Origin of the sequence: Xanthomonas sp. NCPPB 3005, assembly GCF_041228095.2 — a bacterium.
Taxonomy (GTDB): domain Bacteria; phylum Pseudomonadota; class Gammaproteobacteria; order Xanthomonadales; family Xanthomonadaceae; genus Xanthomonas_A; species Xanthomonas_A bonasiae.
In genome coordinates this window covers 5,102,765-5,117,787 of sequence record NZ_CP166096.2, presented here as the reverse complement: position 1 = coordinate 5,117,787, position 15,023 = coordinate 5,102,765, and the positions used below count along the sequence as shown (strand labels likewise).

Below are 15,023 nucleotides of genomic sequence, written 5' to 3'. Positions count from 1 at the left end.
CTTACTTGTCGCTGCTGCGCGCCAGCTTGGCGATGATCCAGCCGGTGGCGAAGGCGACGCCGAACGAGGCCAGCGGGCGCTCGCGGATCAGCTCGGCGGCGCTGTCGATCAGGTCGCGGCCCTTGTCCAGCAGCACATCGACCTGCTCCTTCGCCGCGGCACCGCCGAACTCGGCAGCGGCCAGCCCGGACAGCGCGCTGTCGGACAGCTCGGCCTTGACGTTGGCCTTGCCCAGCTTCAACTCGTCGCCCGCGGCACCGGCGGCGCCCTTGATCGCTTCGCCGGCGTAGCTGGCGGCCGACTTCAGATGCGAACCGGCTTCGCTGAGGTTGTCCTTGAGGTTTTCGGTATTGGTGGGGTTGGCATTCATCGCGTGTCTCCTGACGGTGGTAGGGGCATACCTGCGCGCGGCAGGCGGTTCGCGGATCGCGATCCAGAGGAATAGCATCGACGCGGTGTAGAGCTTGTTAGGCCCGGCCGCACGGGTACATCCAGTCCGGCATTATGTCCAAGGACAGCGCCGCGCGCGCCGCAGGCTTTCTGTAGGAGCGGCTTCAGCCGCGACAAGCGAAGCCGCAATCCTGGCCCGTCTCGGATCCTGTCGGGGCTGAAGCCCCTCCTACAGTGCACCCAGCCAGACGGCCGAAGGCGTTGTGTAGGAGCGGCTTCAGCCGCGACCAGCGAAGCCGCAACCCTGGCCGGTGTCGGCCCCTGTCGGTGCCGAACCCCTGCCGCAGCGCACCTGACCAGACGGCCGCACGCTTTTTTGTGGGAGCGACTTCAGGCGACGAACGAAGCCACACGCCCGGCCGATCCCGGAGCCTTTCGGTGCCACCGCCGCCCCCCTCACTGCATCAACAAATCCGCCTGCGCCCCGCCCCGCACCACGCGCAGCACCAACTGCGCCGGCTTGCGCGCGAAGTTGGCGCGGAAGCTGGCCAGGTCGGCGAACTCGCCGGTGGAGGCGGCCATCACGATGTCGCCGCTGGCCAGGCCATTGCGCGCCGCGCGGCTGCCGCGCGCCACGGTGCCGACCAGCACCCCGTTGATGCCGGACTGGCGCAGCGACTCGGGCAGGTCGGTGAAACTGGCGCCGCCCAGCCGCGGGTCCAGCGATTCGCCGCTCACCGCGCGCGGTTGCTCCTTCAAGGTGGCCTTGATCTGCAGCGGTTTGCCGTCGCGGCGCACGTCCAGCGTCACCGTGCTGCCCACCGGCTGCAGGCCTTCGTAGTTGTGCAGCGCCTCGGCGCTGTCCAGCCGCTCGCCGTTGGCGCCGACCACCACGTCGCCGGGCTGCAGGCCCGCGCCGGCCGCCGCCGAACCGGTCAGCACCCGCGTCACCAGCGCGCCGCGCGGCGCGTCCAGGCCCAGGCCCTGCGCCATCTGCGCGGTCAGGTTCTGGGTCTCGATGCCGAAGGTGCCGCGGATCATCACCCCGTTGTTCTTCAGCAACTGCTCGACCACCGCCCGCGCCAGGTTCGACGGGATCGCCAGGCCCAGGCCGATGTTGCCGGCCATGCTGCCCTGCGGATTGAAGCTGGCGGTGTTGATGCCGACCAGTTCGCCGTGCAGGTCCACCAGCGCGCCGCCGGAGTTGCCCGGGTTGATCGAGGCGTCGGTCTGGATGAAGTTCTGGTAGCCCAGGCCGCGGATGCCGTTGCGGCCCATCGCCGAGACGATGCCCGAGGTCACCGTCTGGGTGAAGCCGAACGGGTTGCCGATCGCCACCACGAAATCGCCCACCCGCAGCTTGCTGCTGTCGCCCAGGCGGATCTCGGTGAGCTTGTCGGCCTTGATCCGGATCAGCGCCACGTCGGTGTCCGCGTCCGAACCCATGAACTCGGCCTTGAAGCTGCGTCCGTCGGCCAGGGTCACCTGCACGTCGTCGGCGTTCTCCACCACGTGGTGGTTGGTCAGCACATAGCCGTTCTTGGCGTCGATGATCACGCCCGAGCCCAGCGACTCGTTGATCCGCTCCTGCGGGATGTCCGGGAACAGGCGGCGGAAGAACGGGTCGTTGAAGTACGGATTGCGCACCCGCACCACCTGCTTGGTGTTGATGCTGACCACCGCCGGCATGGTCTGCTGCAGCATCGGCGCCAGCGACGGCAGCGGCTGGCCGGCCACCGAGGCCGGCAAGGCGGCGCTGCCGGCCACCGTCTGCGCCACCGGCGCGGCGGGGGCGGGCGCGGCCTCGGCGCGGTTGTCCAGGTGCGCGTTGATCGCGGTGGCGGCGAAACCGCCGAAGGCGGCGGCGGCGGTCAGGGTCAGCAGCGTGGGCAGCGGTCGCATGGGTCGGGTTCCGGATGACGCGGCGGGAGACGCAAGGCAGATGGGCGCCGGGGCGCATAAATCAAGATGAACGAGCGGCGTTTAACCGCCAGTGAAAGCCCGGCGCAAGCGAAACCCGCGGCGGCGTACGGAGGCGCCGAACCGCCCGGTTTCGGCGTTGACAGCGGGCCCGCCCAGGGTTAGCTTGGGCACTTCGTTTTGCCACTACATGTAGCGGTAAGACGTCAAAGCAACCCAACTACTGGGGTTTTCGCTGGGGTCGATACCCCAGGGGGCGCACGCAGTGACGCATGGCGTGAACGTGAGACGGGCGGTCGAACGCCCTACGCATTCCCATTCGGCCGAAGGGCGGCGCCGCGCGCGCTGCCGCGGCTGTCGTCGTCGCGCAGCGCAAACCGCATACAAATAAGAGACACGGCGGACGGCCACCCCCATCCGCCCCATCGGGACAGGTTCGAGGAGAACAGAAAAGAATGAGCACGGTGCGCCTGGAAGTCGTCCAGACCGAGTCCAAGCAGAACCCCATCCCGATGCAGCCTGCGTCGCAGGATATCTGGGACAAGAAGTACCGCCTGAAGACCAAGCAGGGCGAGCCGCTGGATGCCGACATCGACGGCACCTACCAGCGCGTGGCGCGCGCGCTGGCCGATGCCGAGGCCACCGAGGAAAAGCGCGCCTACTGGTTCGAGCGCTTCGCCTGGGCGCTGCGCCGCGGCGCGATCCCGGCCGGGCGCATCACCTCCAACGCCGGCGCGCTGGAACACAAGCCGGCCACCAGCACCATCAACTGCACCGTGTCGGGCACCGTCACCGACTCGATGGACGGCATCCTGGAGAAGGTCCACGAAGCCGGGCTGACCCTCAAGGCCGGCTGCGGCATCGGCTACGAGTTCAGCACGCTGCGCCCGCGCGGCGCGTTCGTGGCCGGCGCCGGCGCCTACACCTCCGGGCCGATGTCGTTCATGGATATCTTCGACAAGATGTGCTTCACCGTGTCCTCGGCCGGCGGCCGCCGCGGCGCGCAGATGGGCACCTTCGACGTGTCGCACCCGGACGTGAAGGACTTCATCCGCGCCAAGCGCGAGGACGGGCGCCTGCGCCAGTTCAACCTGTCGCTGCTGATCACCGACGGCTTCATGCAGGCGGTGGAGACCGACGCCGACTGGCCGCTGGTGTTCCCGGTGAACCGCAAGGAAGAGGCCGACATCGACCTGGCCGACGCCAACGCCGTGGTCTGGCGCGACTGGCCCACCCACAGCAACTACATCGTGCGCGACGACGGCCTGGTCGCGTGCAAGGTGTACGGGCAGATCCGCGCCCGCCACCTGTGGGACATGATCATGGTCTCCACCTACGACTACGCCGAGCCGGGCTTCATCCTGATCGACCGCGTCAACGAGATGAACAACAACTGGTGGTGCGAGAACATCCGCGCCACCAACCCATGCGGCGAGCAGCCGCTGCCGCCCTACGGCGCCTGCCTGCTCGGCTCGATCAACCTGACCAACTTCGTGCGCGACCCGTTCACCGCCCAGGCGCGCTTCGACTGGGAGGAATACAAGGAAGTGGTGCGCGTGTTCACCCGCATGCTCGACAACGTGGTCGAGGTCAACGGCCTGCCGCTGCAGCAGCAGCGCGACGAGATCCTGCGCAAGCGCCGCCACGGCATGGGCTTCCTCGGCCTGGGCTCGACCATGACCATGCTGCAGATGAAGTACGGCAGCGCCGCCTCCTGCGAATTCACCGAAGCCATCGCCCGCGAAATGGCCGTGGCCGGCTGGGAAACCGCGCTGACCCTGGCCAAGGAAAAAGGCCCGGCGCCGATCATGCAGGAGACCTTCGCCGTCACCGCCGCGATGCTGCGCCAGCGCCCGGAAATGGCCAAGGACGGCTGGCGCGTGGGCCAGCAGATCGAAGGCAAGCGGCTGCACGCCAAGTACAGCCGCTACATGCAGCGCATCGCCGAAGTGGCGCCGGAGCTGGTGGACGAACTGGCCGAAGTGGGCGCGCGCTTCACCCACCACAGCTCCATCGCCCCCACCGGCACCATCTCGCTGAGTCTGGCCAACAACGCCTCCAACGGCATCGAGCCCAGCTTCGCCCACCACTACAGCCGCAACGTGATCCGCGAAGGCAAGAAGTCCAAGGAGAAGGTGGACGTGTTCTCCTTCGAGCTGCTGGCCTACCGCCACCTGGTCAACGCCAAGGCGATGCCGTTCGCCGAGGCCGCCGACGCGCAGCTGCCGGACTACTTCATCTCCGCCGACGACATCCACCCCAAGGAACACGTGGACGTGCAGGCCGCGGCGCAGAAGTGGGTGGACAGTTCCATCTCCAAGACCGCCAACGTCCCCACCGACTACCCCTACGAGCAGTTCAAGGACATCTACCGCTACGCCCACCAGCAGGGGTTGAAGGGCTGCACCACGTTCCGCTTCAACCCGGCCGCCTTCCAGGGCGTGCTGGTCAAGGAAGCGGACCTGGAGAACACCACCTACCGCTTCGAACTGGAAGACGGCAGCGTGGTGGAAGTGAAGGGCAACGAGCAGATCGAATACGACGGCGAAATGCACACCGCCGCCAACCTGTTCGACGCCCTGAAAGAAGGGTATTACGGCAAGTTCTAAGCCGAGTGTTTGCTCCCTTCGCCGGCAATGAAGGGAGCGGCGGCGGTGGGGAAATCGGGAAGGCGCCATGCCGGCTTTCCCGAACGCTTCCCTACCGCGCGTCGATTGCCGTCGCATCCGGTTCCACGCTTCACCTCAATCGGTATAGCATCGCCCGCGTTACATAAACACTGACACCCTGAGGAGGGTTTTTTATGAGCAACGGTAATGGTGTGACGGCGACGCTGACGCAAGTCGCCGAAAACGTAAAAGAGACCGCCAGCAACATGGGCGAAGCGATCGCCGCCACCGCCAGCGACGCCGTCGCCAGCGTCAAGCAGACCGCCGAGAACGTGCAGAAGCGCGTGCAGGACCAGGTCGCCAAGACCCGCAAGGCGGTCAAGAAGGCCGAGAAGGCCGTCGCCAAGCGGGCGGAGAAGGCCGGCAAGTCGGTGAAGAAGACCGTCGCCAACGCGCGCAAGAAGCTGGAAGCGGCCAAGGCCAGCGCCCAGTCCGAAGCCGCCACGCTGAAGAAGGCCGGCAAGAAGACCGCCAAGAAGGCGGCGGCGAAGAAGGCGCCGGCCAAGAAAGCCGCTGCCAAGAAGACGGCCACCAAGAAGGCCGCAGTGAAGAAGGCCCCGGCCAAGAAGGCGGTCGCGAAGAAGGCCGCGCCGAAGAAGGCGGTCAAGAAGGTCGCCGCGAAGAAGGCTGTCGCCAAGAAGTCGGTGGCCGCCAAGAAGACCGCGGTCAAGAAGAGCGTCGGCGCCAAGAAGGCCGTCGCCAAGAAGGCCGTGAAGAAGGTCGCCAAGGCCGCCAAGAAGAGCACCGCCAAGGTCGCCAAGAAGACCGCCGCAGTGAAGAAGACCGCCGTGCGCAAGAGCGCCGGCAAGAAGGCCGCGGCCACCCGCGCCAAGAAGTAAGCCGTCCCAGCTGCACCCTCTCTCCCGTCCGCGGGAGAGAGGCAGCGCGCGGGACGCGCGCCCAACACGACACGCACATCAGGAACGCATCATGGCCGTCAAGATCGACAAGAAAATCAAGGGCTACGCCGTCGTCACCGCCGAAGACAAGGCGCGCGACGCCGCACCGCCCGTGCCCGCCGCGTCGATCGACCGCGCCACCGCCGAGGCCGAAGTGCCGGTGGACAACATCATCCACATGCACGAGCGCATCGAGCGCCCGGACGTGCTGATCGGCAGCACCTACAAGATCAAATCGCCGTTGGTGGAACACGCCATGTACGTGACCCTCAACGACATCGTGCTCAACGCCGGCACCGAGCACGAACTGCGCCGCCCGTTCGAGATCTTCGTCAACTCCAAATCCATGGAACACTTCCAGTGGATCGTGGCGCTGACCCGCATCATGTCCGCCGTGTTCCGCAAGGGCGGCGACGTCACCTTCCTGGTCGACGAGATGAAGGCCGTGTTCGACCCCAAGGGTGGCTACTTCAAGGCCGGCGGCGTGTACATGCCCTCGCTGGTGGCCGAACTGGGCAGCATCGTCGAAGAGCACATGAAGTCCATCGGCCTGCTGCACGACCCGGAGATGAGCGACCACCAGCGCGCGCTGATCAACGAAAAGCGCAAGCAGTACGAAGAGCGCTCAAAAAAAAACAATGAAATGAAGCCGGCGGTTCCTTCTCCTGCTGGAGAAGGTGCCCGCAGGGCGGATGAGGGTACGGTGGTCGCCAACTCCACCGCCGACCACGAAGAGGACATCGCCGTCACCGGCGACGGCGCGAGCTTCCCGCCGTCGGCCACGATGTGCCACAAGTGCAACACCAAGGCCCTGGTGATCATGGACGGGTGTGCTACTTGTTTGAATTGTGGGTATTCGAAGTGCGGGTGATTTTTTTAAATGGCATACGAATTGGTTCTCTATCTGCTTACTTGCCGGGCATCTATTAGTATTTGTTCGCCGCATTCGCTTGGCGCGCTGAGTATGCGTTTAACCCTGGAAAGAGCTTTTCTTGCAGGAAGCCATACCACGCCTGCTCCGCGCGAATATTCAGTGGCAAGCTGGTGGCGTTTGAGTAACGTTAAAATCTCCTGCACACAACGACGTTCGTCGACATCCAAGCCGCGGAAAAGAGCGCTCTCAGCGCGGCCAGATAGACCTTGAACGAAAAGTTTTCTTAATGTGACAAGTAGAACCTTTTCGCCAACCGTCATGCTTCCTGAGCGTATGGATTCGCTAGTAGTGTTGCTGTCAAATTTTGAAAAGTCGCAAGATTTTGAAAATTTGATAGAGGGCAAATCGTGAGCTGAAACGCGGCCGCTAATGTTTTCAAATAGACAACCATCAAAATAAGGAAGATGATCGCTATTTAATGCTGTATCAAAATGTATATTTTCAAAGAGACAGTGTGAGAAGCTCAGGTGATTTAGGTCTATCATCCCTGTTGTGAACTCAATTGCGTCTTCAGTATACGTAATTCCAGTAACCGTCATGCTGATGTCAACTTCATTGTTTCCATGCATTATAACCATGGAAATATCACCTTTTGCGCCTGCTAAATCATCTCTAGAATTTAGAAATGCCATTGCTTGGCGTAATAGCCCGCGAGAATCTGCCTGCTTTTCAAGGTGGCGATTAGCTAAGGTTGCACCAATGGCGCTAATCGGTTTGTCGCAAGTGTTCATTGCGTCGGTCCAAATCGTGTTCCTTGAAGCATCAAATGGCGAAGTAAGGAATCTCGAAAGCTCCCGACCCCGACAAACGTCAGCAAGTTCCTTGTCTACAAAACAACGGCTTTCCTCCTCTGGCCTGTAGATTCCCAGGCCTGGTAGCCTTTGGATTGCCAAAATTCCTTGCTCATCTGGTTCATATCCACATACTTCTTTAAATGCAGAAAAAAGATCGCTTCTTGAAATCGGGCCAAGCCCGCTTTCTGAGCTTCGAGCGATGGTGGATACTCGCTCTAAAATGAGGCGCAATGTGCCTCCATCAAGGTTTGTCTCAATTCTTTCTTCTCGCTGGTATATTTTATCCAATAAGTAATCCCACCCATCTATTGCATCTAGAGGGTTGTTGCTAGAGTCCAGTTCCTGTAACAATTCGCGAGATGCTAGATAACCAAGTAAAAGCGGTCGGGTAGGAAGCCATGATGGAAAGGCTTGCTCACCACTGAGCTTTGAAAAGCGGGAAAGAAAGTTCCTCATTTGAGTGTCACTAAATTCGTCGACGTGAAGGATTTTGGGGGAATTCAATCCTAGGGCTCTCGATAATTCGGAATCTGCCTCGAAATAGTTACTCCTACCGCATGCAATGACTCCGGTATTTACACTATCTCTAATTAATTTTCGAACCCCTTCCAGCGAACGCAACCTGAGATCCTTCAGTTTCTTCCATGTGCCTTGGACGCCAAGAGATGCTACTTCATCGAAACCATCTACTAGGAGAATTACGAATCCCGCCCGCCACGCCCTTACCAATGAGCCGGATGCGTCGAATCCTATGCTCCTTGCGTGGCGTTCTAGTATCTCAATTGGATCTTGTTGGCCAGAGTGCTCTCTTAGGTTAATGTATACCGGAAATTTCCCAGTTTTTCCATTTATATACCTCTCTTCAAGTAGAAAGAAAATCTCCCGAAGTGTCATGCTCTTCCCTGCGCCATACTGGCCCACTATTGCGTAGTGGCTACCTTCTGAGACATTTCGAGCTATGTCCTTAATTAAGAATGATGCATTTTCCGCTGGATCACTCAGGCCGATCTCGACGTAAGGTATCGATGGTGATTTTTCACCTGTTGATAAATCGAGTACGCTGCCAAAGAAATGCTCTTTTCTTGCTGCCAGATAATCCCTTACATTTATAATGCTTTGCTGAAATTGCGAAAAAGAAACTGCTCTTACTTGACCTTTTCCCAAGTCATTTACTACTTTTCTTTGATCTGCGGTTGGTTCATCTTTAGTTACAAACCAGCCGATGGCTGCTTTGAAGGAGCCTGACTTGTTATAGTCAGATACCGCTTTGAACAGCTTCCGGGTGTCATCCTTTGCTTTTCCAGTGCCAGCCGACACTGTTGCCTCAATAAAATTTATGGATTCCTCTGTTTCAAATACTCCGTCTCTTTCTCTTCCATCTAGCATCGCGGCGCCGCTATATGCCGCGCTTGGCCACTTGGCCCTAGCGATACGCCTTACTTCGTTTTCAAAATCAAGATCTTGGCTGCTCATTGACATTCCTTTCCTTGTTTTGTAGCTGAAATTTTTTATTGGCGAATAAGAAATTTCTGAACTGGACTGCTGTCGAATATTTCGCAAATGAAAGTTCACTCTACTTGATGTGTGCTCGGGTTTTTGAGATATCGTATCGCTAGGATAAACCTTTACGAATTTTCCCATGCATTAGGTCTAATAGTAGGGCCAGAGTAGACTTCCTGTTAGTGCAAAGTCTATATTTCTGTCTACAAAGCGTCGTTGACGCGGCCCTTGTCAAAGAGCAAGATTGAATCCCTGCGCTAAATCGCGCAGCCGGGATTGGCGTCCCGTGTTCGAAGGCGCAACTAGCGCCCATCTTTCGATGTACGGCGCTTTTTTATTGGCCGCATCGACGGCGCGAATGCTTGCCGATTTACGGCGGGCGGTGCGCGGGAGCCTTCGAGCTCGCCGGAGCCTTTGACCGGTACGCCAATCGTGCACCGTCCGCCACCCCGATTGGCGTCGGGGAGCGGACTTCCTTCTCAAAGGAGTTCCGTATGTCCCGCAAAGCAACCGCACCCACGAGCACCCCGTCTCCCCGTCGCCGCACCCGCGATGCCGCGCCGTCGCCCGCTGCGCCTTTCGTCGCCGCCCCGATGCCGTGCGTCCCACTCGGCGACCTGACGTACACCACGCTGTTCAATCCGGTCCTGACGGTAGACGAGTTGCCGCGCAAGCGCGCGCCGCGTCCGCACCAACCCACGCAGTGCACCATTGGCTACACCTGCCACGACGTGATGGTGGACGGCCACCGGCAGAGCCAGCGCATTCCCACCCTTCGCCTGAGCGGGCAGTGGCTGGAAGCCTTGGGATTCGCGCCGGGTAGCAAGCCGCAGATCGCCATTGTCGATGGCGCGTTGGTGATCACGCCTGCGCCGAACGCCAAACGGTGCTGAGCCATCGCGTCGACTGATCGAGTGCGTGTCGATGCCGGTCGGACGCGAGTCGGATTGCCACCCAGGATCGGGAGTTGCCGCGTGGTTTTATAGCCACACGCCCATCGTTCGTGCGCACGACACGAACGATGGGCACAAGCATTGCTCCAGGCGATGGGCAAGTTTTGATCTGGCAGGGGCACCCGGCGCTCGACTTTTGAGTTTCAGTCTCCAGTTGGTTGCCTGCGGCTCGCCTCCAGCGATGGGCTTGGCAGCGCGGTGGACCTTGCTGGAGCGGCCGGTGGCTGAGGCGTGGCTCCCACCGCTTGTTGGCCGGTAGCGGGTCAGGCTGGCTCCCGCAAAAAAGGTTCTGGCCGTCTCAGAATTTGCAACAAAGGAGCGATACGATTTGTTGGTGCCGGGCAATGCCCACGCGCGGCTGCCCGCCTACAACTCTATCCAAGCTCAAGGATGACGCTATGTCGAACCCCCACGTTCGCATTTCCCGCCGTATCGGCGTGGCCTGCCTTTGGCTGCTTGCCGGGATGCTGGTTTCGCCGCTGAGCTACGCGGCGCCGCAGCCGCAATACGGGCCACCTTATTCGGCCAACTCTACGAGCGGCTCGGCCGCCTTTCCGACGGTTGGTCAAGCGGTGCAGTTCATCCATGACGGGATCATGCGGCTGTGTGAAAGCGGCACGGGAGGTTGCGTCAACCCGCCTGTCATTACCGATTCCTACAGCGACGGTTTCACTGCTGCCTATGTTTATTCAAACGGGAGAGAGTGGGGTCGGGTCTATGCGAACGACAACATCGCAGGCCAGGGGGCGCCAGCCAAGAATGCGGGAAGTTGCAACACCATGTGCACCGGCGGCCTGGGCCAGCACGGCGACAACACGGGCCCGCATGGCAGCAGCGGCGACGCGGCGCTGAAGCAGGGTGGCGTGCATCGGGGAAGTTCCTTCGAAGGCGACCCGATCAATACCGCCACCGGCAACATGTTCCGCCAGGACACCGATTACGATTCTCCGACCTGGCTGACGCTGCGCCGCTTCTACAACAGCAAGACCTTCGTCACCTCGGTCGCGCTGGGCAAGCAGTGGCGCCATTCGTTTGAGCGCACGCTGGACGTGATGTTGTCCGGCGTCGCCAATGGTGGCAGCCGGGTCGAGGCGCGGCGTCCCGATGGCGGCGTGGAACGGTTCCGCCTGAGCAACGGAGTGTGGACGACGGATCCGGACATGCCCGACATCCTGACCGAACGCCGCGACGGCGCCGGCCTGTTGCTGGGCTTTGCGTTGGATGTGAGGGCCACGCAGCAGACGGAGATCTACGACACTGCTGGCCTGCTGCGCTCGGTCTTCGACCGCATGGGCCAGACGGTGCTGACCCTGGCCTACAGCGATCCGCCGACGGTGCCCGGCACTAAGACCCCTCCCAATCTACTGCAGCGGGTGACCGACGCTGGTGGCCGCTCGCTGAGCTTCGCTTACGACAGCAATAGCCGCCTGAGCACGGTCACTTTGCCCGACGGCGGCACGCTGACCTACGGCTACGACGCCACCGGCAATCTGACCTCTGTGCAGTATCCGGATGGCAAGACCCGCCAATACGTCTACAACGAGCAAACGCTCACCTCCAAGGCCAACCTGCCCACGGCACTGACCGGGGTGATCGACGAGAAGGGCATCCGCTTCGAGAGCACCGGCTACGCCAGCAACGGCAAGGCGATCTCCTCAAGCTTCGCCGGCAACGTCGACGCCATGACGGTCGAATACGCTGCATCGACCTACAACTGGGGCATTCCAGCGACCATCACCTCGCCATTGGGGACGCGGGTCACCCTGGGCTACACCGACAGTGGCTATGGATCGCTGAAGCCGACCGGTGCCGGCGCGGCGTGTGGCGAACAATGCAACCAGCCCTGGAAATCGTTGAGCTACGACGCCAATGGCTACCCAGCCTCGACGACCGACTTCAAGGGCACGGTCACCAAGACCACCTACGCGATCGGTGGTCTGCTGACCCAGCAAATCGATGCCTCGGGCACCACGCAGCAGCGCACGACCAACACCACCTGGAACACCAGCCTGCGCGTGCCGCTGACCCGCACCGTGCTCGACGCGGCTGGCGCCACGGCGGCCAAGACGGCCTGGATCTACAACGCACGCGGCCAGCAAACGGCACGCTGTGAGGTCGATCCAGCCGTGTCCGCTGCCATGAGCTACAGCTGCGGCAGCACCGCCAATGCGCCGGCTGGGGTGCGCCAATGGCGGACGAGCTATTGCGATACCGTCGACGGCACGCAGTGCCCGCAAATCGGCCTGGTGCTGAGCCAGGACGGCCCGCGCACCGATGTGGCCGATACCACGACCTATCGCTACTACCTGACCGTCGACGAATCCGGCTGCGCCAGTGCCGGCGGCGCCTGCCATCGCGCAGGGGACCTGTATCAGGTGGTCGATGCGTTGGGTCGGGCGACGACCTATGTAGCCTACGATCGCAATGGCCGTCCGACGCGCACCCAGGACGCCAATGGTCTGATCCGCGACCTCACCTACACCCCGCGCGGTTGGGCGGCATCGAGCACGCTGCGCGCGAATGCCGATGGCGCGCCTTCCGACCAGGACCAGACCACTCTCGTCGCCTACGATGCCGTGGGCAATGTCAGCAAGGTCACCGATCCCGACGGAACGTTCGTCACTTATGGCTACGACGCTGCGCATCGCTTGACCGACGTGACCGATGGCGCCGGCAACAGCATCCACTACACGCTGGACCCGTCCGGCAACCGGTTCAAGGAAGACACCAAGGACGCGTCCGGCACGCTCAAGCACACGCTGTCGCGGATCTACAACAATCTCGGCCAGTTGGCCACGCAGGCCACCGCCGAGGCCGATCCCACCGATTTCAGCTACGACCTCAACGGCAACGTGCAACTGGTCACCGACGCACTCAAACGCAAGACCCAGACCGACTACGACCCGCTGGACCGGGTCAAGCAGATCCTGCAGGACGTCGGCGGCATCGCCGCGAAGACCCAGTTCGACTACGACGCGCTGGACCGCACCACTAAGGTCACCGATCCCAAGGGCCTGGCGACGAGTTACCAATACAACGGCCTGGGCGACCTGCTCAAGCTGACCAGCCCCGACACCGGCGCGACCAGCTACACCTATAACAGCGCCGGTAATCTGGCTACACAGACCGACGCGCGCGGCACCAAGACCAACTACATCTATGACGCGCTCGGCCGCCTGGCCAAGGCGACCTACGCCGACAAGGCGCTGATCGCGACCTATACCTACGATGCGAGCCAGACCGTTTGCGTGGCTGGCGAGACCTTTGCGCTGGGGCGCCTGAGCAAGCTGCAGGACGGTAGCGGCCTGACCCAGTATTGCTACGACCGCTTCGGGCGCGTGGTGCGCAAGGTGCAGACCACCAATGGCAAGGCGCTGACCGTGCGCTACGCCTACACCAAGGGTGGCCGCCTGAGCCGGGTGACCTATCCGGATGGCGCGGTGGTGGACTACGTGCGCAATGCGCTGGGCCAGGCGACGGAAGTGGGCGTCACCGCAGCCGGCGGCACCCGGCAGAAGCTACTCGGCGGCGCCACCTACTACCCGTTCGGCCCCAGCGCCGGCTGGTCCTACGGCAACGGCCGGCCGTTGCAGCGCGTGCTGGACCAGGACTACCGCCCGCTAGCAATCCAGGACAGCCGCAGCGACGGCCTCAACATCGGCTTCGCCTTCGACCCGGTCGGCAACCTCACCGCGCTGACCGCGCCGGGCAACACCGCTCCGGTCGTGAGCCTGGGCTACGACAACCTGGACCGCTTGACCGCGTTCAAGGACGGCCCGACCGGCACCGTGATCGACGGCTACAGCTACGACGCCACCGGCAACCGGCTCAGCGCCCAGGTCAATGGCAGCACCCAGACCTACAGCTACCCGACCGACAGCCACCGCCTGGCCAGCGTAGCTGGCGCTGCACGCAGCTACGACGCTGCCGGCAATACCACGGCCATCGACGGGACGGCGCGCGAGTTCGCCTACGATGCGACGGGACGTATGAGCCAGGCCAAGCGCAGTGGCACGCTAGCGATGGAGTATCGCTACAACGACCGCGGCGAACAGGTGCGCCGCTTCCTGGGCACGACCAACACCTACACGGTCTACGACGAAGCCGGCCACTGGCTGGGCGACTACGACGGCAACGGCAAGGCACTCCAGCAAGCCATCTGGCTCGACGACCTGCCGGTCGGTGTGCTGGCCGGCACCGCGTTGAACTACGTGCAGCCGGACCACCTCGGCGCGCCACGCACGGTCATCGACCCGGCGCGCGACGTGGCGATCTGGAAGTGGGACATCAAGGGCGAGGCCTTCGGCAACACGCCGCCAGACCAGGATGCGGATCGCGATGGCACGGCGTTCGTGTTCGGCATGCGCTTCCCGGGGCAGCGCTATGACAGTGCGACGGGGCTCAATCAGAACTACTATCGAGATTACAGTGCTGATAGTGGTAGATTTATGCAGAGTGATCCATCGGGTTTGGCGGGCGGCATTAATACGTATTTCTATGTCATGGGGAATCCGTTGATGTATACCGATGCGACAGGATTGGAAGTTCAAGTCTGGGCGCGGCCAATTAACATTGATGGTCCTCTGAGTTTTCTAAATAATTCGGGTGTTGAGCATTGGTGGATTAAGACTGACACGGTAGAAGCCGGTATGGGGCCAGACAATGGCGGCGTACCTGGCCAAGCAGCTCCCGATATGCCTTTTACTCCTACGCGAGTTGTCGACCATGCCGGTGAATCGCAGAAGCCGGGGGCTCATCGTCTTCCTATACGTGGATTACCCGTGGATGAGAGTTGCGTCGATAGAAAAATTCAATTGGGATTAAAAACTGGGCCATTTATCCCATTCGCCCACGATTGCCACATGTTCGTTAATGATGTACTTGATCAATGCAGGGTTGTTAATAACGCGCAGAATCGACCTTGAATGGCTTTATGGTTAATGATCATATTTAATTAAGGTGCC

The 15,023-nt window shown here is 61.7% G+C and carries 8 protein-coding genes; 5 read left to right on the top strand and 3 right to left on the bottom strand.

Translation table 11 applies throughout. From position 1 onward, the window contains the following. Nucleotide 1: 1 nt before the first annotated feature. Both AB8810_RS22195 and AB8810_RS22190 read right to left on the bottom strand, forming a co-directional pair. A complete protein-coding gene (locus tag AB8810_RS22195; RefSeq protein ID WP_046979703.1) occupies nt 2–370 on the bottom strand; it encodes a hypothetical protein in 369 nt (122 codons plus the stop codon). A gap of 476 nt (nt 371–846) precedes the next feature. Beyond that, a complete protein-coding gene (locus AB8810_RS22190) occupies nt 847–2,292 on the bottom strand; it encodes a Do family serine endopeptidase (protein WP_179569515.1) in 1,446 nt (481 codons plus the stop codon). Nucleotides 2,293–2,765: 473 nt separating this feature from the next. Here AB8810_RS22190 and AB8810_RS22185 point away from each other — a divergent pair, with 473 nt between their 5' ends. The 3 genes from AB8810_RS22185 (at nt 2,766) to AB8810_RS22175 (ending at nt 6,749) form a co-directional block, all read left to right on the top strand. Continuing rightward, nucleotides 2,766–4,919, top strand: coding sequence for an adenosylcobalamin-dependent ribonucleoside-diphosphate reductase (locus tag AB8810_RS22185; RefSeq protein ID WP_369914921.1), 2,154 nt, complete (start codon nt 2,766–2,768; stop codon nt 4,917–4,919). A gap of 194 nt (nt 4,920–5,113) precedes the next feature. Then, complete coding sequence (locus AB8810_RS22180) at nt 5,114–5,818, top strand: hypothetical protein (RefSeq protein ID WP_206231042.1); 705 nt, start codon at nt 5,114–5,116, stop codon at nt 5,816–5,818. A gap of 91 nt (nt 5,819–5,909) precedes the next feature. Beyond that, nucleotides 5,910–6,749 carry an NrdJb gene (locus tag AB8810_RS22175; protein WP_369914919.1) on the top strand — a complete coding sequence of 280 codons (840 nt, stop codon included), beginning with the start codon at nt 5,910–5,912 and terminating at the stop codon, nt 6,747–6,749. A 29-nt stretch (nt 6,750–6,778) separates the two neighbouring features. On the opposite strand, the gene AB8810_RS22170 is transcribed toward AB8810_RS22175, so the two are convergent. Continuing rightward, nucleotides 6,779–9,079, bottom strand: a complete 2,301-nt coding sequence (locus AB8810_RS22170) for an NACHT domain-containing NTPase (protein WP_369914918.1) — start codon at nt 9,077–9,079, stop codon at nt 6,779–6,781. Nucleotides 9,080–9,600: 521 nt separating this feature from the next. Here AB8810_RS22170 and AB8810_RS22165 point away from each other — a divergent pair. Both AB8810_RS22165 and AB8810_RS22160 read left to right on the top strand, forming a co-directional pair. Beyond that, a complete protein-coding gene (locus tag AB8810_RS22165; RefSeq protein WP_369914917.1) occupies nt 9,601–9,999 on the top strand; it encodes a SymE family type I addiction module toxin in 399 nt (132 codons plus the stop codon). Nucleotides 10,000–10,457: 458 nt separating this feature from the next. Further along, nucleotides 10,458–14,984, top strand: a complete 4,527-nt coding sequence (locus AB8810_RS22160; protein WP_369914916.1) for an RHS repeat-associated core domain-containing protein — start codon at nt 10,458–10,460, stop codon at nt 14,982–14,984. Nucleotides 14,985–15,023: the final 39 nt, after the last annotated feature.